Origin of the sequence: Candidatus Amarolinea dominans (assembly GCF_016704685.1) — a bacterium.
Lineage (GTDB): Bacteria > Chloroflexota > Anaerolineae > SSC4 > Amarolineaceae > Amarolinea > Amarolinea dominans.
The window spans coordinates 1-20,455 of sequence record NZ_JADIZS010000014.1; the positions used below are offsets into that span (position 1 = coordinate 1).

Below are 20,455 nucleotides of genomic sequence, written 5' to 3' on the forward strand. Positions count from 1 at the left end.
GCCGGTCAGGGGGCCTTCCAGCACCAGGCCGCCCACACGCAAGCGGGCCGGCGCGGGGCCGCCCGGCGGCTGCGGGGTTGGCGTGGTCGGTTCCATCACCACCGGGGCCAGGCCCACCGATGGCGCAAGGGTCGGTGTGCCGCTGTATGGGGGTAACGGGCTGCGCACGGTGGTGATTGGCTCGGCCGCATCGCTGGCAGGCGGCGGCGAGCCGGCCGTCGGCGGCAGGGCCGCCAAGATGTCCTCGGTCAAGGCGTCATCCGCGGCGCCGGGCACGGCAGCAAGCAGGTCGTCCATAAGCTTGTCCTCGCTGGGTGGTTTTGGTGTCGGCTGGGGCGTCGGTGCAGGGCCGGCGAGGGGAGCGGCGATCGGCGGAGCATGGGGCAGCGGTCGTGCGGGCATGGCAGGCGCGATGACGGCCGCAGGAGGGGCTGTCACCGGCGCGGGTTTGACGGGCGGGGGCAGCGCCGGCGTGATGCGCATGGCGGGCAGCGCCTCAGCCAACGGGGCGTCTGGCGGCACGTCAACCTCATCCAGGGGCGCCTCGTCGCCGGGGATTTCGATGGCGTTGTCGGCATCCGGGGCGCTCACACCCCGCGTGGCCGGCGTCAGGGTTTCGCGCGGCGGCATGGCGGGCACGCTGCGCAACATGGTTGGAATTTCCACGAACAGATCGCTGTCCGGCGCCTCAGAGGCATCGGCCTCGAGCGCCAGGGCTGCCTCGATGCCGGCCGTTAGCAGGGCCGGCCCTGGGCCGTTGCGCGACTCGCCGGGCCAGAGCGTAGGTGATGACGTGGCCGCGTCAAGGACGGGCGCCGGCCGAGCTTCGGCGTTGGCCGTGCCTTTGCCCCATCCCTGAATTTCGGGCCCACGTCCCTTGAGGCTTGCGCGTTGTTTTGCCATAATGATGCCCCTACAAAACCTGGTGGATAGTCCGGATTATACCATAGGGACGTGCTTCTTGAACAAATCACGCGCGTGCAGCCAGCAATTCCAGGGGCGGCATTTGTGAGATGGGCATAAAACAGAATCGCCGCTTGCTGCAAGCGGCGATTTTTGTTCCAAGCTCGATCTGTGCGCAGGCTCAGCGGATGGCCTGGCCGGCGCCGGGTGCGGTCAGCGCCTGGGGCAGACGACGCACGCCGAAGATCAGCGCGGCCCAATACACCACGTAGCCGAGCACTTCGGTCAGCGAGGGGTTACCGTTGTAGCCAAAGAGCGCCTTGAGGATCAGCCCAAGACCGGAGTTTTCGTCAAGCAGGCCGTTGGTGTCCCACAAATGCTCGACCACAGCCGGAATCCAACCGACTTCGTTGAACTCGTGGATGCTGTGCGCGACCAGGCCGGCGGCAAAGAGGATCAACAGCACGCTCGTCACCTGGAAGAAGCGCTTGACGTTCAACTGGCGGGTGGTGGCAAACAAGATGTAGCCCAGGGCCGCGGCCGCGCTCAAGCCCAGCAGCGCGCCCAGCAGGGTGGCCTGCCCGCCGGCCGTAAAGGTGGTGGCGGTGAGAAAGAGCGCGGTCTCGATGCCTTCGCGTAGGACAGCAATGAAGGCCACGCTGAACAAGGCCCAATGGCCCTTATTGCCACCCATGCCGCTGACCGCCTGGCGTACCCCGGTCTCCAGCTCCCGGTTGATGCGGCGACCCTGCGTCTGCATCCAGAAGATCATCCAGGTCAGGATGGCGGCGGCCAGGAGCATGGTCACGCCCTCGAAGATTTGTTCGGCCGCGCCTTCCATCTTCAGGCCGACGGCGTAAAGCAGCAGCGCGGCCACCAGGCTGACGGCCACAGCAGCGACGACGCCTTGCCAAACGGATCCCTGTTGGCGGTTGTGACCCAACTTGCGCAGAGCGCCCAGGACAATGCCCACGATGAGGGCGGCTTCCAACCCTTCACGCAGAGCCAGTAAGAATGCAGGTAACATGCGGTGACATGACCTCCCTTGTGTGTTTCGAGATGGCCGCGACGCGCACGGCGATGGGGTGCGTGGCGTGTCGCGGCTTTTTGCGAACGATTCGCAATAACGATGCTAGTGTAACTACGCTGCCGCGCAAAGTCAAGTGGGTCGCGGCGGCTGGCGGGCCTGAATGTCTATCTTTGACAGGGCCTGACGGTCAACTTATAATTGAACCATGGTTCAATCAGGCAGCAACGTCACGATGCAGCGACAAACCCGGCGACCAGAAACCCGGCTTCTGGGTGCGCGGAGGTCCGATGCCTGAGACCACACTGACCGCGGCGATGATCGAGTACCTGGCGGGCCTGTGGAAGCTGGAAAATCGGGAGCAGGCCATGACGACCAGCGCGCTGGCGTCCTACCTGCAGGTGAGCGATACCGCGGTGTCGCGCATGACCAAGCGCCTGGCTGCAGTTAGCCTGGTGACGCACTTGCCGCACCGCCAGATCGGCCTGACCGCGGAGGGACGCCAGCAGGGCGGCCGTCTGGTGCGCCATCATCGCCTGCTGGAGGTGTTCCTGATCCAGGTCTTTGGCTTCACCTGGGATCAGGTGGATGTGGAAGCGCACCGCCTGGAGCACGGGATTTCAGAGGTGGTGGGCGACCGCATGGAGGAGATTCTGGGCTTTCCGACACACTGCCCGCATGGCGACCCCATCCCGGCCAAAGACGGCAGTATCCGTGGCTACCAGACCCGCACGCTGGTGGCAGGGGAGGTGGGCGCCGCGTACACCCTGCGTCGGGTGACCCACAACGGAGACGCCCCCCTGCTGCGCTACCTGGCCGAACTGGGCTTGCGCCCCGGCGTGCGTATCACGCTGCAGCAGCGCGCGCCGTTCAGAGGCCCGCTACATGTCGTGGTCGGCGACCAACCGCAGATCATCGGCCATGAGGTGGCCTCCCTGCTCTGGGTGGAGCAGGCTTAATTACGGGCATTGAATGACCCCTTGCGCCCACAGGCAGCCGCCGCAGACCGGGAAGGTGTTGCCCAGGCAGTCCTCTTCGTTACCCTCGATCAAGTCACAGCCGCCACAAAATGTACACGGTGCAAACGCGAAGCTCTGCACGCGCTCGCGGTAGGCGACGTACGATGGGTCGTGCCAGATGTCGAGCAGGTCGCGCTGATTGACGTTGCCCACGATGTGACGCCGTGAGACGCGCTGGTACTGCTTGAGGAAGTGACTGTGATTGTGCAGCAGCGGCAAGCAGGGTGCGACACCGCCATCCCAGCCGACGGCCAGCGCGCCGCTCTCAACGAAGTTGCAGACATCGTTATTGCCGCCCAGGTTGTGCCCGGCCAGGCTGACGTTGAAGCCGCTGCGAAAGGCCTGGAAGATGGCCGGGGCTGTGTCTTCGTTGATTTCCATCTTGGGCAGGCTGAGATGCGGCAGCCAGGCCGAGGGCATGTAGGCGATGTCGTTCAGCAGGTGATCGTAGAGAATCTCCGTGCGTAGTTGCTCGGTGTAGGGAAGGACGTTGCTCACCTTGAAGAAGCTGGCGCCCAAACGCCGCGCCAGGTTGAGCACCGCGGGCAGGTCCTTGATGTTGCGCTTCATGGCCACGAACGCGATGCCGATCTTGGGCTGGGGGTGATGGCCGCCGGGCCGGATCTGGCGCAGGTGAGTGATGTTTTCCAGCACGTGGGGCAGCTCGGCGCCCAGGCGCACATCGGCGTAACTCTCCGGCGTGGCGCCATCAATCGAAATCCAAATCACATCGAGGCCGGCTTCGATCAACTCGCGCGCCTTCTTGTCGTTGAGCAGGGTGCCGTTGGTGATCAGTTCCACGGTCGCGCCCAGGGCCTTGGTGCGGGCGACCATGTCGGCCAACTGCGGGTGAAAAAGCGGCTCGCCGATGCCGCCGAAGAAGACGAGCGGCCGCGGCTCGACCGCGCGGATGCCTTCGAGGATGCGGTCGAAGGTGGCCGGCTTCATGCGGCCCAGGGGTTCATCCCAGACGTTGCGCAGACAGGTGATGCAATCGAGGTTGCAATAAATGGTTGGCTCCACGTAGATGCGCGCCAGGTGGGTCAGCGGCCGGTGCAGGCGCACCTTACCGTCGTCGTCCTCCAGCCGCAGGCGGGCGCCGGGAGTCAGCCCAAAACGGGCCGCCATCCCTGGAGGCAAGACCAGGCGTCCTTGCTCATCCACCTCTGCCCATTGCGTTGGCTTGCTTGTTACCATCATCTACCTCCCGCACCCTCGCTGCCTCGACGCTCACCGCAGTGACCTGATTGTCGCACCGCGTGAGGGCGAAAACAATGACTTTTGTCACCCTGGGCGGGGTTCGTTCAGTCAATCCTGTCCAAACATCAGTCCGCTTGTTTGACGATAAACCGTCTGCTTGCTACAATAGCCCATCTTCTCAACCTCTCCCCCCAACCACGACCGTCGTTCGCTGAAAGGAGTTTCGATCATGCTGAAAGTCAAACCCTGGATTCATGTGTTGGTGCTCGCCGTGCTGCTGGCGCTGCTGCTGGTGGCGCCGATGGCGTCGGCCCTACCCCGCACGGCTCCCCAAGAGCTGCAAGGCAAGGTGTCGGTCAATCTGCTGGAGGAGTTGGCCGCCAACGGAACCGCCCTCTTTTTTGTCGTGATGCGCGAGCAGGCCGATCTCAGCGGCGCGGCTGCGCTGCCGACCAAGTTGGCCAAAGGCGCCTTCGTCTTCGATGCGCTCACGTCCACGGCCGAGCGCACGCAGGCCGATCTGCTGGCGACGCTCAGTGCCCGCGGGATCGCCTACAAGTCCTTTTTCATCAGCAACATGATCCTGCTGCAGGGCGATCTGGCCCTGGTCAATGAGATGGCCGCCCGCGCCGATGTGGGCAGCGTGGAGGCCAACACCGCGCACCAGTTCGTGCTGCCGCGGCCGGAGGACGGCGCCTCCGGCGCCGCGCCGCTGGCTGTCGAGCCGGGTTTGATCCGCATCAAGGCGCCCGACGTGTGGGCACTGGGCTTCCACGGTGAAGGCATCGTGGTCGCCAGCGGAGACACCGGCGTGCAGTGGGATCATCCCGCCATCAAGTCGCAGTACCGCGGCTGGGACGGCTCGGTAGCCGATCACAACTACAACTGGCACGACGGCACCTGCGCGTCCAGTCCGTTCATTCCGCCGGGCAACAACTGCCTCTGGCAATTGGTGCCGACCGACACCCATGGTCACGGCACCCACACCACCGGCACCATGGTGGGCGATGACGGCGCCGGCAACCAGATCGGCGCGGCGCCAGGCGCCAAATGGGTGGCCTGTAAAAACATGAATGACCAGGGCTGGGGGACGCGTGCCTGGTATGCGGACTGCTTCCAGTTCTTCATCGCGCCCACCACCCTGGTCGGCACCAACCCCAATCCGGCCCTGGCGCCTGATGTCATCAACAACTCCTGGGGTTGCCCGCCCACCTCTGGTGGCGAGAACTGCGATGACCCGGCGAACGACCTGGTCAACGAAGTGAACGCCACCCGCGCGGCCGGCATCATGGTTGTCGCCTCGGCCGGCAACAGCGGTTCGGCCTGCGGCACGGTCAACACCCCCATTGCCATCTATGATGCCGTCTACACCGTGGGCGCGTTTTCGGCCCCCACCGGCGTCATTGCCAGCTTTAGCAGCCGTGGCCCGGCCGCGTTCACCAACCTGCTCAAGCCTGACATTGCGGCGCCCGGCGTCAGCGTGCGCTCGTCCCTGGTCGGCAGCACCTATGGCTCCCTCAGCGGCACCAGCATGGCCAGCCCGCACGTCGCCGGTGCGCTGGCGCTGCTCTGGTCGGCGCACGCGTTCCTGGTCGGCGACATTGACGCCACTGAGACCCTCTTCAATTCGACGGCCACGCCGCGTACGGCCACGCAGGACTGTGGCGGCGTGCCCGGCGCCACAATTCCCAACAACACCTGGGGTCATGGCGAAATCAACGTGTTGGCGGCGGTGCAGGCCGCGCAGCCGACCGCGCTGACCGTCAGCGGACTCGACGCGCAGACGCTCCCCGGCAACGCCTTGCTCGTCGTCATGGCGGCCGCTGTCCTGGCCGCAGCCGGCGCGCTGGCATGGCGTGTGCGTCGCCCCACCGCCTGAGCCTGACAGACCCAAACAGACTTCCGAAGTCCGCCAGACTTCGGAAGTCTGTTGACGCGCACAGCAGCGAACCATGCACCAACTTGGAGGGCTTATCGGCGGATGGTATAATCGTCTGGCATTAGCCTTGCGTCGTGGGTTGTCAGCAGGCCGGCAGCCTCTTAGAGTTGCCGTGTCCATTGCCCCTGAGTCAGCAGAAGGGCCTGATCTTGCGCGCACTTGTCACCGGTATCGCCGGCTTTGCCGGCAGCCACCTGGCCGCCTACCTCCTGCGTCATACCGCGTGCGAGGTGCATGGCATCGTGCACCGGCATGATTGGCGCATCCTGGATCTGCGCGAGCAGTTGACCCTGTGGCGCGGCGACTTGCGCAACCCGCTGTGGGTCAGCGAGGTGATCCAGAAGGTGCAGCCTGATTACCTGCTGCACCTGGCGGCCTGGTCTGATGTGGGCGGTTCCTGGGAACAACCGTGGACCACCTTTGAGCTTAACGTCCAAACGCAGCTCAGCCTGCTGGAAGCGGTCAGAAAGCAAACGCCAACGTGTCGCGTGCTGGCGGTTGGCTCCAATGAGATATATGGCAAGATTCAGGCCGAAGACCTGCCGATTGACGAGGAGACCCCGCTGCGGCCGCACAATCCCTATGGCGTCAGCAAAGCGGCGCAAGACCTGATGGCCCAGCAGTATTTCTTGAGCTACGGACTGGACGTGATACGGGTGCGGGCGTTCAATCAGTTTGGCCCCGGTCAAAGCGATGATTTTTCAGCTTCGGCCTTTGCCCGCCAAATCGCCGAGATCGAGGCCGGTCAGCGCCCACCGCTTGTGCGCGTGGGCAACCTGTCGGCGCAGCGCGACTTCACCGACGTGCGCGACATGGTGCGCGCCTACTGGCTGGCTACGCAGCAGGGTCAGGCCGGTGAGGCCTATAACGTCGGCAGCGGCCAACCGCGCAGCATTCAATCCATCCTGGACTTTCTGCTGGCCGCGTCAGACCGCCCGATCGCGGTGGAAACCGATCCCGGCCGCCTGCGCCCCTCGGATGTGCCGGTCAGCTATTGCGACGCGCGCCATTTTCGGGCCGTCAGCGGCTGGCAACCAGAGATCAGCTTTGAAACCAGCCTGACCGATGTGCTCAACGACTGGCGCCAGCGCGTGCGGCGGGTGTAGAGCGGAGAGCGAAAATCGAACAAGGAGACAAAACGAATTCGATGGCACAAAAACGTGCGTTGATTACCGGTATCACCGGGCAAGATGGGTCGTACCTGGCTGAATTTCTGCTGCAGCAGGGTTACGATGTGGTGGGGATGATTCGCCGTATTAGCGTCATCAACCTCGATCGCATCGAACATATTCAGGACAAAGTGACCCTGGTGCAGGGTGATCTGCTGGATGAGGCCTCCCTGATTAGCATCCTGACCGAATTCCGGCCGCAGGAGATCTACAACCTGGCCGCAATGTCATTCGTCCCCACCTCCTGGCAGCAGCCGGTGCTGACCGGCGAATCCACTGCGCTGGGCGTCACCCGCATGTTGGACGCCATCCGCCTGGTGGATCCCACCATTCGCTTCTATCAGGCCAGCTCCAGTGAAATGTTCGGCAAGGTGCAAGAAGTGCCGCAGTCCGAACGCACGCCGTTCTACCCGCGCAGTCCTTACGGCGTCGCCAAAGTGTACGGCCACTGGATCACCGTGAACTACCGCGAGTCATACGGCCTGCACGCCACCTCCGGCATCCTGTTCAACCACGGCTCGCCGCGACGCGGCCTGGAGTTCGTGGAGCGCAAGATCTCGCTCGGCGTGGCCGCGATCAAGCTGGGCAAGCAGAACAGTCTCCATTTGGGCAACCTGGATGCGCGCCGCGACCTGGGTTTTGCCGGCGATTACGTGCGCGCGATGTGGCAGATGCTGCAGCAGGATGAGCCGGACGACTTCGTGATCGCCACCGGCGAGACCCATTCGATTCGGGACATGTGCGAGGCGGCCTTCAGCCATGTGGGCCTCGACTGGCAGGACTATGTCGCGAGTGATCCGCGCTTCTACCGGCCAGCCGAAGTGGACCTGCTGGTGGGCGATCCGAGCAAGGCCGGCGCCCAATTGGGCTGGGAGCCGATGGTCAGCTTCAAGGAACTGATCACGACGATGGTTGACTCGGATCTGCAGGCGCTGAAAGCAGGCAGGCGCTTTGCCGACGTGACCGAAATCACGCGGCTCAAGCGCTGAGCGAAAAATTCCAGGAGAGACAAGCGTGACAGTACAAATCAAATTTGGCACCGATGGCTGGCGCGCCGCGATTGCCGAGGATTATACGTTCGACAGCGTGCGGCGCGCCACGCAGGGCTTTGCTGACTACCTGAAGGCAACCTATACGCCGGCGGAAGTTGGACGCGGGGTGGTGGTCGGCGGCGATCGCCGCTTTCTGTCAGAGCATTTTGCCGCGACCGTGGCCGAAGTGCTGGCCGGCAACGACATCCCCGCGCACTTTTGCGGCGGTGGCATTCCCACGCCCACCATCGCCTACGCGGTGAAGCTGCGCCACGGCATTGGCGCGGTCAACATCACGGCCAGCCACAATCCACCCACCGATAACGGCTACAAGGTGCGCGACCCCAACGGCGGCGCGATTGATCCCGCCGGCCTAAAGGAGATCGAAGCGCACATCCCGGCCGAGGCGAGCAGCTGCCGCCAGATGGCCTTCAAGGCGGGCGTCAACGCCGGCCTGATCATGGAATTCGACCCGGTGCCGGCCTATGTGGAACAGCTCAAGCGCCTGGTCAGCCTGGAGCCGATCCGGCAGGCCGGTTTCAAGATCATGGTGGATCCGATGTGGGGCAACGGCGCCGGCTGGCTGACGCGCCTGCTCAGCGGCGCCAAGACCGAGGTCTTCGAAGTACACAGCGAGCGCAACCCGATCTTCCCGGAGATGTCGCGGCCGGAACCGATCCCGCCCAACGTGGACGCCGGGCTGGCCGCGGGGCGCAAGATCGGCGCCGATGTGATTGCCATTACCGACGGCGATGCGGACCGCTGTGGCTGGGGCGATGAGAACGGCGATTTCGTGGATCAACTGCGCGTCTACGCCCTGCTGGCGATGTATCTCCTGGACGTGCGCGGCGAGCGCGGCCCGATCGTCAAGACCCTGAGCACCACCTCGATGCTCGACAAACTGGGCCAACGCTTCGGCGTGCAGGTCATCCACACCGGCGTCGGCTTCAAGTATGTGGCGCCGGCCATGATCAAATACGATGCGCTGATTGGCGGCGAGGAGAGCGGCGGCTACGCCTTCCGCAATCACGTGCCGGAGCGCGACGGCATCCTGAGCAACCTGTATCTGCTCGACCTGATGGTGCGCACCGGCCTGCGGCCAACGCAGCTTCTCGATCGCCTCTTCAATCTGGTGGGCGGCCCGCACTACTATGACCGCATTGACTTCCGTCTGCCGGACCTGGCCTTCGCCGCGGCTGCGCGCAAGGGGCTGGACACCGCGCAGCCCGCATCGGTCGGCGGCAAAAAGATTGTGGACAAGGTGACGACGGATGGCTACAAATTCGTCATGGAGGATGGGGGCTGGCTGCTGATTCGCTTCTCCGGCACCGAGCCGCTCATTCGCGTCTACACTGAGACCATGGATCAAGGCGCGGTGCAGGCCATCTTGCAGGATGGGCTGCGCCTGGCCGGTATAGCTGGCTAATCGTTCATGGCGCTGGAACTCGTTGACAGTCACTGTCATCTGACCTGGAACAGCTTCGACCCTGATCGGCCGGAGGTTATCGCGCGGGCGGTTGCGGCCGGGGTGACGCGGCTGGTGACGATCGGCACCGACCTGGCGAGCAGCCGCCAGTGCGTGGCGTTGGCCCACGCGTACCCCGGTGTCTACGCGGCGGCGGGCGTTCACCCCAATGACCTGGGCGAGCAGAAGCCGGGTTTCTTGGCAGAGCTGGCCGAGCTGGCCGCCGATCCGCGGGTAGTGGCCATCGGCGAGATCGGCCTGGACTATTACTGGGAGCGCGTACCACACCCAATTCAGCAAGCGGCCTTCGAGGCGCAACTGGCCCTGGCGGCCAGGCTGGGCAAGCCGGTCATCATTCACGACCGCGAGGCCCATGCCGATGTGATGAGCACGCTGCGCGCCTGGATTCACGCGGACGCGACCCGCCAGTCGCCACTGGCGGCGCGGCGCTTCTGGGGCGTGCTGCACAGCTTTTCCGGCGATTTGGCCCAGGCCCAGGAAGCGTTGACCTGGCCGTTCCTGCTCTCCTTCGCCGGCCCGGTCACGTTCAAGAACGCCCGCGCCCTGCACACCCTGGTGACGCAACTGCCGCTCGACCGTCTGTTGTTCGAGACCGATGCCCCGTTTCTGACGCCACACCCCTGGCGCGGGCAACGCAATGAGCCGGCGCGCGTCACCCTGGTGGCCGAGGCGGTGTCTCGCTTGTTGGGCCGGCCGCTGGCCGACGTGGCAGCGCAGACCACGGCGACGGCCTGCGAATTCTTTGCCTGGAGCTCGCCATGAGCCATTCATCCTCCCCTGCCACCAGTCAGCCGTCAGCGGCCCTGGCCCTGGTCGCCGCTGATCTGGCCGCGGTCGAGGCCAAGATGCGCGGCAATGAGCAGGACATTTTCCCTCCCCTGGCGGAAGCCTTTCTTTCGCTCATCACCAGCGGCGGCAAGCGCCTGCGCCCGCTGCTGGCCTTGCTGGCCGCGCGCCTGTTTGCGCCCATGTCAAACCAGGCCATCGCGCTGGCCGCCGCGGTTGAAACCTTGCACACCGCTACCCTGGTGCATGATGACGTGATTGACAATGCGCTCATCCGCCGCGGCAACCCCACGCTCAACGCCTCCTGGACCAGCGGGGCGACGGTGCTGGCGGGCGATTACCTGTTCGCGCGCGCCGCCGCGTTTGCCGCAGAGACCGGCAACGTCCGTGTCATCACGCTCTTTGCGGAGACGTTGAAGGTCATCTGTGAAGGCGAGTTGCGCCAATTGGCGGCCCGCTATCGTTGGGATCAGCCCAAAGACGCCTACTACGAGCGCATCTATGCCAAGACGGCCTCACTGTTTGCGGCGGCTACCGCAGGGGGCGCGGTGCTCGGCGCTGCACGCGAGGAAGATGTCGAGCGGTTGCGCGCTTTCGGCTATCACCTGGGCATGGCCTTCCAGATCATTGATGACATCCTGGACTTCACCAGTACCGACGCTGTCCTGGGCAAACCGGCCGGCAGTGATCTGCACCAGGGGACGGTGACACTGCCGGTGTTCTATTTCATCCAGGACGCGCCCGATCGCGGCGCGCTGTTGGCGCAGTTGGAGGCCTGGGCCGCGGCTGACGGTCATACCTCGACGCTCGACCTGGTGGCGCACATCGCGCAATCCAACGCGATTGCCCGTGCCTATGACGAGGCCGCATCCTTCATTGCCGAGGCTGTGGCCGCACTGCAGCCATTGCCTGCCAGCGACACCCGCAGTGCGCTGCTGGAGATGGCAACTGCTACCCTGGGCCGTCACCGCTGATGGTGGGCGAAACGGCCCGCGCGGCCGCAACCACGCCAGCACCCGATCTCTCCGTGCTGATCGTTTCCTGGAACGTTGCCGGCCTGCTCAGCCGCTGCCTGGACTCCATCGCCGCGCAGTCAGAGCCAACGGCCTGGCTGCACGTGCGTCAACTGCCGTTGGCCGCGGGCGGTGCGCCGGCCATGCTCGAAGTAATCGTGGTGGACAATGCGTCGGCCGATTCGACACTGACGATGATCGCCGCGCAGTTTCCCTGGGTGCAGGTGCAAGCCAATCCTGACAACGCCGGCTTCTCTCGTGGCAATAACCAGGCGATGGCGCGCAGCCGCGGGCGCTGGCTGCTCTTCCTCAATCCCGACACCGAGGTGCGACCGGGCAGCCTGGCTGCGATGTTGCGCTTCATGCAGGCCCATGCCGAGGCCGGCGTGGTGGGACCGCGTCTCTTCTATCCCGACGGTAGTGTGCAGTCATCACGCCGCCGCTTTCCTACCCTGGCGACCACCTTCTGGGAGAGCACCCTGCTGGAACAGTGGTGGCCGCACAATCCGTGGGCGCGGCGCTATCGCCTGGAAGATGTGCCAGACGCCGGCTGTGCAAACGGTAGATTGGCTGGTGGGCGCCTGCCTGTTGATTCCGCGCGCGGTGATGGATCAGGTGGGTGGTTGGGACGAAGGTTTTTTCATGTACTCGGAAGAGCTTGACCTGTGCCGGCGGATCAAGCAGGCGGGCTGGCAGGTGATTTTCACGCCAGAGGCCGCGGTGATTCACCACGAGGGCAAGTCCAGCGAACAGATGGTGGCCGCGCGCCATCTGCGCTTCCAGGCCAGCAAGATTCGCTACGTGCGCAAATATCATGGACGCCTGGCGGCCGCCGCTCTGCGGCTGTTCCTGCTGGCCGCCTATGCCTGGATGCTGCTCGAAGAGGCGGTCAAATGGCTGTTGGGGCACAAACGCCCGCTGCGCCGCGAACGCATTGCGGCCACCTGGGGGCTGCTCAAGAGCGGACTCAAGATGCCAGGCCGCAGCCCAGGTCGGACGAACGGCTGAGGGCGCCATGACCATTCTTTTGCTCACCGGCGAATTTCCGCCGCAGCAGGGCGGCGTGGGCGACTACTCGAACCTCCTGGCGCAAGCGCTGATCGCGCAAGGTCAGCGCGTCGAGATCATGACCACGCGGCCGGCCGCGGCGGACGTTCAGGCGCCGGCCGCGGCAGATGCGCTGCGCCCCGCGGTCACCGTGGCGCGCTGGGACTGGAGTGCCTGGTCTGCGGTGGTCGCCGCCATCCGGCAGATTCAGCCCGCGGTGGTTCTCATTCAGTATCAGACCGCGGCTTTTGGCCTGCACCCGGCCGTCAACCTGCTGCCGGGCTGGCTGCGCCTGCGCCTGGGACGCCGGCGCCCGCGCCTCATCACCACCTTCCACGACCTCAAGTTCCCGTATCTGTTCCCCAAGGCCGGGCCGCTGCGCCTGGCCGCGGTGCGTTTGCTGGCGCAGCGGAGCGATGCCGCCATCGCCACCAACGTGGAGGACTGGCAGGCCTTGCAGCGCTGGGGCCTGCCGCCGTTCGCTGACCGTGCAGCGGGCCGCTCACCCGGCCGGCCGGTCGCCATGATCCCCATCGGCAGCAACATCGCCTGCGCGCCGCCGACCGGGTTCGAGCGGGACGCCTGGCGCGGCGCCTGGGGTCTGGGTCACAATGACTGGCTGCTCTGCTATTTTGGCTTTCTCAACGCCAGCAAGGGCGGAGAGGCGCTCATCGCCTGCCTGGCGCGGCTGGTGCAGGAGGGCCGACCAGCGCACCTGGTCATGATCGGCGGGCAGGTAGGCAGCAGCGATCCAACCAACCAGAGCTACCTGGAGCATGTGCGCCGGCGCATCGCCGAACTTGGGCTGCAAGACCGCGTGCATTGGACCGGGTTCGTGTCGGAGGACCAGGTTTCGGCCCATCTGCTGGCCGCGGACGTGTGCGTGCTGCCCTACCAGGACGGCGCCGGGCGCAGCCGCGGCAGCCTGATGGCCGGCCTGGCGCACGGCCTGCCCATCGTGACCACCCAGCCGGCCGCGCCCCTGCCCGGCTTCAGCGATGGCGCCAACGTGTACTTCGTGCCCACGGCCAGCGCGGAAGCCCTGGCCGCGGCCGTGACCGACATCATGACCAACCCCGTGCTGCGCGGCCAGTTGGCAAGCGGCGCGCGAACCTTGAGCCAGCAGTACACCTGGCCGGCGATTGCAGGTCAGCATCTGCGGCTGATCGAGTCGCTGCCGTAACGCAAGCCTCCGGCTTGCCTCGTTGGCGCACCGAAGCGTGATTCATCGCCGACGACGTCGTCACGCCGGAGGCGTGACCTACGGTAACGCAAGCCTCTGGCTTGCCTTGAATCGCCTACTTGCCCGGCTTGGCGGTCGGCGAGATGATGACCATCGGCGTGAACGCGTGGTAGAGGGTGAATTGCCAGGTTCCGAGCAGGAGTCCATCCGGGTGCGCCTGGGCGGCGTCGGCGGATAGCGGCAGCCGCTCCTGCGTGACCGGATCGTACAGCCCGGCCGTGAGCTGATAGGTCCCCGAAGGCAGCGTCGCCACCGGGATGGTCAGGCGGTGGGTGTCGGTGATGGTTTCACCGGCCAGCCACATGCCAGACGGGTAACGTTCCTGCGTGAGCGATTTGTCAGCGCCGGCCTGGAAATTTCCCTGACCGTCGAGGAGATGCAGATAGAGGGTGTAGTCGGCGCGTGGATGCGCCAGCGCCTGCCAGGTGAAGTCGAGCGCCAGTTCTGCGCCCAGGTGCAGGCCGGGCGACAGGCCCGTGACCCGCTGCAATGCGATCTCATCGCCGAACCGGGCCAGGGGCGGGTCATCGCCCTGGGGCGGCGGGTTTGGCGCTGACAGGCCAATCCGAATGGGTGTGCTGTAGACCGCGTCGCCCTGCGCGTTTCCGGCCGCATCCAGAACCGGGATGTCGGGTTGCGAGTTGGCGTTGGGACAGTACATCGAAATTTTGACCTGGCCCGCAATCGGCAGGGTGCCGGGCGGCGCAGCCTGCAAATAGAAACGATAGCGATCGCGGAAGATGTCGCCCGGCTGCCACAACGACGTGGCGAAGTTGCCCTTCCCCGGCAGATGCGCGGCGCCGCCGAAGTAGGTCTTGTCCGCGGCCATCAGATGCACCCCAACCACGTAGTTGTTGGGCGTTGTTTTCAGCGCACGCCAGACCAGCGTCACGTCCAGCAGCTCGAACGGCGCCACGCTGGCCGGCTCTACCTCGATGCCCACCAGCTCGGCAATGTCCCCAAAATGGGCGTAGGTGCCCTGCTCGCCCGGCAGCAGGGCGGCATCGGCCGCCAGCGCCGGCGTCGCGTAGGTGGGACGCAGCACGCCAAGTGGGACGAACAGCCCCATCGCCATGATGGCGCCCGCCGTCAGATACGCGCCCAGCCAGGGGAAGCGCCGCGTGCGCAGCGCACTGCTGCCCCAGATCAGGAGGAAACCCATCACCGAGAACATGGGCAGCAAGTAGCGGCCGCGTGCGGGCTGTAAATTGATCAGGAAATAGAGGAACCACCAGTTGATGACGATCACCAGCAGGCTGATGAGCGCCAACCGGTTGAGCGACCCGCTCTCCCGCCTGACCCGGCGCTGATAGATGATCCCCACGACGACCAGGCCGGTCAGAATTGCCAGCAGATTCAGCAGCCATTCCGGCAGCACGACGAAATCGGCGCCGAGCAGCCCCCAGAAGGTCATGAAGGTAAACTTGACACCGTTGGTCAGCCGCGTCACCAGCTCCGGTACGGTGAAGGCGCCCAGCCATGAGATCTTGGTCGTGAAGGGCTGGATCATGTTGGGGTAGTTGATGAAGTAATCGCCGTAGAGCTGCTTGTTGCGCAGCAGCCACCAGGAGGGCAGCAGGGTCTGAATGGCGATGATGAGGCCGAGGGCGCGCAGGCTGCGGTTGAGCCGCGCATTGCCGGCTCGCCACGAGCGGACGAGCAGGACGACGCCTGTCAGCGTGACGATGGGCAGCAGAATGACGCCGTTGTACTTGGTGAGAAAAGCCAGCGCCATGCAGATAGTCGCCAAGGCAAAGGAGCGGATGCGCACCCCCGACCGAACGCTGAGAGCGCAGAAGTAGATGCACCAAAGCCCCAGCGCACCGACCAGGATGTCGTTGTTGATGACCGACGCGGCGAAGGTGTAAGTCGGCACGAAACCGACGACCGCCATCATGAGGGCGGGAAGGGGCGACGGGCCTGGTTGAAAGATCAGGCGGCCGGTGAGATAGACGGCAATCAGCCCCAGGAGGCCAAACAGGCTGGAAAGCACGCGGATCAGCCGCACGGCCAGGGTGGTTCCCTGGTAGGGAAAGGCCTCACGCTCGGTGTGAATCGCCACGTTATAGCCGCCGTCCGGATGGTTCGAATGGACACTGTAATGATTCGTAGGCGGCCACCAGGGGTCGCTGGTATCGAGCCAGAAGAACGCGACGCTGGTCAGCAGGTAGTAGAGGGGAGGTTGGCGGAATTGATGCTCAGGATCTTGCACATCGGTGCTTGATGGGCTTTGGCACTGATCGGTTGAGGGCGGGGCAGGCCACTGATAAAAGGCAGGCGGAAGGTCGCGATAGGTCTTGATGTACTGGATATAGCGATAGTGAGACGCCTCGTTATCGGATTCACCGATGGGCAAGGTGACGTTATACCAAAGCGCGAGACCCACAAAGACGAGGCCAATCACAACAGCCAGGCGATGTGTACGGGCCTTCAGACGTGCTGCCTCAACGATCTGAACCATTTGTTTCGATCAAAACCCAACCCGGACAAGCTATACTCACACCAAGACACCGGGAACACAGGGACACCAATCAAATCCTTTGCGCCTTTGTGTGAGAACTCCTTGATGCTTTCGGCCGCAAGTGTAGAGGGTGTCACTCTATTTGGCAAATTTGCTCACGTGATGAGAATCTGCTATTGGTTGAACAACGAGACCAGCGCGGGGGAGGCCATGCCGGCGCCGAGTCCGGCCATCAGCAAGACGCGTGCCTTCTGCGGATTGAGATCGCGCGCAAAGATCGCGCCTGCCCGCAGCAGGGCAATGCCGCCGCCGCTGTAGGCATAGACCGGTCGTACTTCGCCGTAAGGCACCCGGCTGGCAATCACCACGGGAATGCCGGCATTGAGCGCCTGCAAGATACCCTGAAAGAGGGCGTCATTGACATTGCCTGCGCCCACCGCGTTGATGACCAGGCCCGCCGCGCCGACCGCCAGCGCGGCCTTGAGCGCAAAATCGTCCACGCCGGCGTACATTGGAATGATGTCTACCCGCGGCAGGTGCGTGGGCAGGGGCACATGGGTGCGCGGCGACCAGGCGCCGCTGTAATGGACGCGGCCCGCATGGATGCGTCCCAGGTCCGGCGGCAGCACCGACTGAAACGCGCCCACGTCCGAGGTGTCAATTTTGGTCACCCGACGCGCCGAATGAATGTTGCCGTTCATCACGACCAGGACGCCGCGCCCGCGCGACCTGGCGTGAACGGCCACAGTGACCGCATCCACGATATTGCGCGGCCCATCCGGGTCGGGGTCCGACGCCGCGCGCATGGCGCCGGTCAGCACAACCGGTACGTCGGTCGGCGCCGTCACATCCAGGAAGAAGGCGGTCTCTTCCATGGTGTCGGTGCCGTGCAGGATGATGATGCCGCGCGGTCGCTGCCGCGTGGACAGGCGTGCGCCCGCGGCATCCACCGAGGTCAACGCGCGGATGCGTTGCGCCAGTTGCAGCCAGGTGTGCGGCTGCATCTGTTCGCTCGGAATGTTGGCAAACTCCTCGACGATGATCTCGCCCAGGTCGCCCAGCGCGGGAATGCCGGCCACCAGATTGGCGCCGCTGAGAGTGGGCACCGGCCCGCCGCTGATCGGATCAATGCGCATGGCAATCGTGCCGCCGGTGGCAATCACGACGATGGTCGGTTTACGCTGGGTTGGCTCGCTCATGCCAGTCTCTGTGCTCCCCTCTGTGCTTCCCGCTGAATGTTGCGGCTATTTGTAGCACATTTCCGGCCCAGCGCCAAGTTTTCAGGCCCGGCAGGCTGGCGCGCCAATGATGTAGATCATATCTGCCGCCATGCAGGCGTGTTAGAATCCTTCCTGCAAATCGTTCGCAATAAGATCACCAGACCATGAGGTATCCATCATGCGCTTGAATGAACTGCAACCGGGACAGCGCGGCATCATCCGCCGCATTGGAGGCATCGGCGCCTTTCGCCGGCGCCTGCTCGACATGGGCCTGCTGCCCGGCGAGGAAATCGCAGTTATTCGCCTGGCGCCGTTGGGCAGCCCGACAGAATACCGCATCAAGAACTATCACCTGGCGCTGCGGCCGCACGACGCCAGCTTTGTGGACGTGGAGATGCTGTCTTGATGGACATGGCAAGACCGCAAATTACGGTGGCGCTGGCGGGCAATCCCAACACCGGGAAGAGCACGGTGTTCAACGCGCTGACCGGATTGCAGCAGCATGTGGCAAACTGGCCGGGGAAAACCGTTGAGAAAAAAGAAGGAACCTGCACACGCGTCAGCGGCGCGCAGATGACGGTCGTTGACCTGCCGGGCACCTACAGCCTGTCTGCCTATTCGCCCGAAGAAGTCATTGCGCGTGACTACATCCTGCAGGAGCGTCCGCAGGTGGTCATCAACGTGGTGGATGCGTTCAACCTGGAACGCAACCTTTACCTGACTGTGCAACTGCTCGAACTGGGCGCGAACCTGGTCCTGGCGGTCAACATGGTGGATATGGCCGATGCCGCCGGCCTGCAGCTCGACTGTGCGCGGCTGTCTGCGCTGCTTGGGGGCATTGCGGTCGTGCCCATGGTCGCCCGGCGCGGCAGCGGCCTGGATGAGCTGCTGAGCAGCGTGCAGGCGGCCGCGCACGCGCCGGAGGATTCGCGCCCTGCGTTTCGCCTCGATTATGGCCGTGAGATCGAGGCTGAAATTGCCCACGTCGGCGCAGCCTATGCTCGCAGTCTGCCGGCGCCGGCGGCTGGTGTGGACGACCAGGCATCGCCGCTCACGCGCTGGGTCGCGCTCAAGCTGTTGGAGGGCGAGGGCGAGCTGCCGCTGGCGCTGATGCAGCCCGCCGCGGCGCTCGCCGCACCTGCGCCTGTGCTGCCGGCCGTGCAGGCCAGTCAACAGCGCCTGCGCCAGTTCTACGGCGATGAGGTGGACATCGCCATCACCGATCAGCGCTACGGCTTTGTGCGCGGCCTGGCGCGTCAGGTCATCCGCCAGGCCCGTCCGGCCCGCCTGGACCTGACCGACCGCATTGACGGCGTGGTCACGCACCGCTGGCTCGGCATCCCCTTCTTCCTGGGCATGATGTACCTGATCTTTCACGTGGTGCAAAATGTCTCCACCCCCTATCTCGATTGGGTGGATGGGGTCATCAACGGGCCGATTGGCGTTGGCTCAGCGCGCTTTTGAGCCTGCTGCAGGCGCCGGCCTGGCTGCAATCGCTGCTGGTGGATGGCGTGGTGGCCGGCGTGGGCAGCGTGCTAGCCTTCGTGCCAGGCCTGCTGGTGCTCTATTTCTTCCTGTCACTGCTCGAGGACAGCGGCTACATGGCGCGCGCGGCCTTTGTCATGGACCGGGCCATGAGCTGGATGGGGCTGCACGGCAAATCGTTCGTGCCAATGATCCTGGGCTTCGGCTGCGCGGTGCCTGCCATTTACGCCACGCGCACCCTGGAAAACCGCCGCGACCGCGTGCTCACCGCGCTGCTGGTGCCGCTGATGTCCTGCTCGGCACGGCTGCCGGTCTACGTGGTGTTTGGGCTGGCCTTCTTTCGTGAGCAGTCCGGCACCCTGATCTGGGCGCTGTATGCCACCGGAATTGTGGTGGCCGCGCTGGCCGGTCTCCTTCTCAGCAACACGGTGCTGCGCCAGCAGGCGGACAGCGCGTTTGTGCTGGAGCTTCCGCCCTATCGTCTGCCCACCTGGCACAGCCTGCGCGTCCACATGTGGGCCAACGTCAGCGATTTTGTGCGCAAGGCCGGCAGCCTCATCCTGGTGGCCTCCCTGGTTATCTGGCTGCTGCTCAACCTGCCCTGGGGCGTACAGGATCAGCGGCACAGCCTTTTCGGCCAGATCAGCCAGGCGGTGGCGCCGCTGCTGGCCCCGGCCGGCTTCGGTCATTGGGACGCGGCCGGCGCGCTGGTCACCGGGCTGGCGGCCAAAGAGGTGGTGGTCAGCACCCTGGCGCAGATCTACGCGCCGCAGGCGCCCGCCGCGCCGGCGCTGTCCAACGCCAACGTGGGCGCGGAGCTGCTGGGCATCGTCACCGGTTTGGGCAAGGCGACCCTGCAGGCCGGCCGCACCCTGTTGAGCCTGCTGCCCGGATTGGGCGGGATCGCGCCGGCCGCGCCGGCCACCGACACGGCCCTGAGCAGCGCGCTGCGTCAGCATTTCACGCCACTCAGCGGGCTTTCCTACCTGGTGTTCGTCCTGCTCTATGTGCCGTGCGCAGCCACCCTGGGCGCGATCAAGGCCGAGTTTGGGTGGCGCTGGGCCGCATTTTCAGCCGGCTATCAGACCGGCACAGCGTATCTGGCAGCGGTACTCGTCTTTCAGGTGGGTCGCCTGGCGGGGTTCGCCTGATGCTGCACGAGATCCTGGACGCCCTGGGGCAAAGCACGGGCGCGCTGTGCCTGGAGGACCTGGCGCAGCGCCTGGACATCAACCAGGCGGCGCTCGCAGGCATGCTGCAAACGCTGGTGCAGCGGGGATACCTGGTGGAAGTCGCGGACGCGGCGTCGCCGTGCAGCGCGTGCGCGTGGCGCGGCGGCTGCGTCATCATGACGACGGCCCGGCGCCGTTACGCGCCCGCGCGCAGCGGGGGGACCGGTCACGATCGAGCTGTTTGACAACTCATG

General features: G+C 65.1%; 18 protein-coding genes and 1 pseudogene. 14 read left to right on the plus strand and 5 right to left on the minus strand.

Annotation, left to right across the window (positions count from 1 at the left end):
* Positions 1-903 (minus strand): annotated as a pseudogene (locus IPF85_RS10035) (hypothetical protein); the annotation flags it as partial.
* Positions 904-1,084: 181 nt separating this feature from the next.
* Entirely contained in the window at positions 1,085-1,930 is an 846-nt protein-coding gene (locus IPF85_RS10040; protein ID WP_343407948.1) for an FTR1 family protein, read from the minus strand.
* 290 nt (positions 1,931-2,220) lie between these two features.
* Here IPF85_RS10040 and IPF85_RS10045 point away from each other — a divergent pair, with 290 nt between their 5' ends.
* Positions 2,221-2,889 carry a metal-dependent transcriptional regulator gene (locus IPF85_RS10045; RefSeq protein WP_343407949.1) on the plus strand — a complete coding sequence of 223 codons (669 nt, stop codon included), beginning with the start codon at positions 2,221-2,223 and terminating at the stop codon, positions 2,887-2,889.
* Here IPF85_RS10045 and IPF85_RS10050 read toward each other — a convergent pair whose 3' ends face one another.
* Positions 2,890-4,149, minus strand: coding sequence for a radical SAM protein (locus tag IPF85_RS10050; protein ID WP_343407950.1), 1,260 nt, complete (start codon positions 4,147-4,149; stop codon positions 2,890-2,892). It abuts the gene before it with no gap.
* 229 nt (positions 4,150-4,378) lie between these two features.
* On the opposite strand from IPF85_RS10050, the gene IPF85_RS10055 reads away from it, so the two are divergent.
* The 9 genes from IPF85_RS10055 to IPF85_RS10095 all read left to right on the plus strand — a co-directional run bounded on the left by IPF85_RS10055 (position 4,379) and on the right by IPF85_RS10095 (position 13,803).
* A complete protein-coding gene (locus IPF85_RS10055; RefSeq protein WP_343407951.1) occupies positions 4,379-6,028 on the plus strand; it encodes a S8 family serine peptidase in 1,650 nt (549 codons plus the stop codon).
* Between the two features lie 209 nt (positions 6,029-6,237).
* Positions 6,238-7,194, plus strand: coding sequence for a GDP-mannose 4,6-dehydratase (locus IPF85_RS10060; protein WP_343407952.1), 957 nt, complete (start codon positions 6,238-6,240; stop codon positions 7,192-7,194).
* Between the two features lie 41 nt (positions 7,195-7,235).
* Positions 7,236-8,246, plus strand: a complete 1,011-nt coding sequence (gene gmd, locus IPF85_RS10065; RefSeq protein WP_343407953.1) for a GDP-mannose 4,6-dehydratase — start codon at positions 7,236-7,238, stop codon at positions 8,244-8,246.
* Positions 8,247-8,271: 25 nt separating this feature from the next.
* Positions 8,272-9,714: a phosphoglucomutase/phosphomannomutase family protein gene (locus IPF85_RS10070; RefSeq protein WP_343407954.1), complete on the plus strand. Its 1,443-nt coding sequence runs from the start codon at positions 8,272-8,274 to the stop codon at positions 9,712-9,714.
* Positions 9,715-9,720: 6 nt separating this feature from the next.
* Positions 9,721-10,536, plus strand: coding sequence for a TatD family hydrolase (locus IPF85_RS10075; RefSeq protein ID WP_343407955.1), 816 nt, complete (start codon positions 9,721-9,723; stop codon positions 10,534-10,536).
* Entirely contained in the window at positions 10,533-11,534 is a 1,002-nt protein-coding gene (locus IPF85_RS10080; RefSeq protein WP_343407956.1) for a polyprenyl synthetase family protein, read from the plus strand. The genes IPF85_RS10075 and IPF85_RS10080 overlap by 4 nt, the downstream gene beginning before the upstream one ends.
* Positions 11,534-12,235 (plus strand): glycosyltransferase, encoded by a 702-nt coding sequence (locus IPF85_RS10085; RefSeq protein WP_343407957.1) that lies wholly within the window; start codon positions 11,534-11,536, stop codon positions 12,233-12,235. Before IPF85_RS10080 ends, IPF85_RS10085 begins: the two co-directional genes overlap by 1 nt.
* On the plus strand, positions 12,180-12,581 hold the full coding sequence (locus tag IPF85_RS10090; RefSeq protein WP_343407958.1) for a glycosyltransferase family 2 protein: 402 nt from the start codon (positions 12,180-12,182) through the stop codon (positions 12,579-12,581). The genes IPF85_RS10085 and IPF85_RS10090 overlap by 56 nt, the downstream gene beginning before the upstream one ends.
* Before the next feature lie 7 nt (positions 12,582-12,588).
* Positions 12,589-13,803, plus strand: coding sequence for a glycosyltransferase family 4 protein (locus IPF85_RS10095; protein ID WP_343407959.1), 1,215 nt, complete (start codon positions 12,589-12,591; stop codon positions 13,801-13,803).
* A 115-nt stretch (positions 13,804-13,918) separates the two neighbouring features.
* On the opposite strand, the gene IPF85_RS10100 is transcribed toward IPF85_RS10095, so the two are convergent.
* A complete protein-coding gene (locus IPF85_RS10100; protein ID WP_343407960.1) occupies positions 13,919-16,324 on the minus strand; it encodes a glycosyltransferase family 39 protein in 2,406 nt (801 codons plus the stop codon).
* Positions 16,325-16,497: 173 nt separating this feature from the next.
* The gene (locus IPF85_RS10105; protein WP_343407961.1) at positions 16,498-17,523 is read right to left on the minus strand and encodes an asparaginase; all 1,026 of its coding nucleotides are present in this window, start codon (positions 17,521-17,523) and stop codon (positions 16,498-16,500) included.
* A gap of 199 nt (positions 17,524-17,722) precedes the next feature.
* On the opposite strand from IPF85_RS10105, the gene IPF85_RS10110 reads away from it, so the two are divergent.
* Genes IPF85_RS10110 through IPF85_RS10125 form a run of 4 tightly spaced genes read left to right on the plus strand, consistent with a single transcriptional unit; the run spans position 17,723 to position 20,446 of the window.
* Complete coding sequence (locus tag IPF85_RS10110) at positions 17,723-17,950, plus strand: FeoA family protein (RefSeq protein ID WP_343407962.1); 228 nt, start codon at positions 17,723-17,725, stop codon at positions 17,948-17,950.
* The gene (locus IPF85_RS10115) at positions 17,950-19,008 is read left to right on the plus strand and encodes a ferrous iron transporter B (RefSeq protein WP_343407963.1); all 1,059 of its coding nucleotides are present in this window, start codon (positions 17,950-17,952) and stop codon (positions 19,006-19,008) included. The genes IPF85_RS10110 and IPF85_RS10115 overlap by 1 nt, the downstream gene beginning before the upstream one ends.
* The gene (gene feoB / locus IPF85_RS10120) at positions 19,005-20,180 is read left to right on the plus strand and encodes a ferrous iron transport protein B (protein ID WP_343407964.1); all 1,176 of its coding nucleotides are present in this window, start codon (positions 19,005-19,007) and stop codon (positions 20,178-20,180) included. Before IPF85_RS10115 ends, feoB begins: the two co-directional genes overlap by 4 nt.
* Positions 20,180-20,446, plus strand: a complete 267-nt coding sequence (locus tag IPF85_RS10125) for a helix-turn-helix domain-containing protein (protein WP_343407965.1) — start codon at positions 20,180-20,182, stop codon at positions 20,444-20,446. Before feoB ends, IPF85_RS10125 begins: the two co-directional genes overlap by 1 nt.
* The last annotated feature ends 9 nt before the right edge of the window (positions 20,447-20,455 follow it).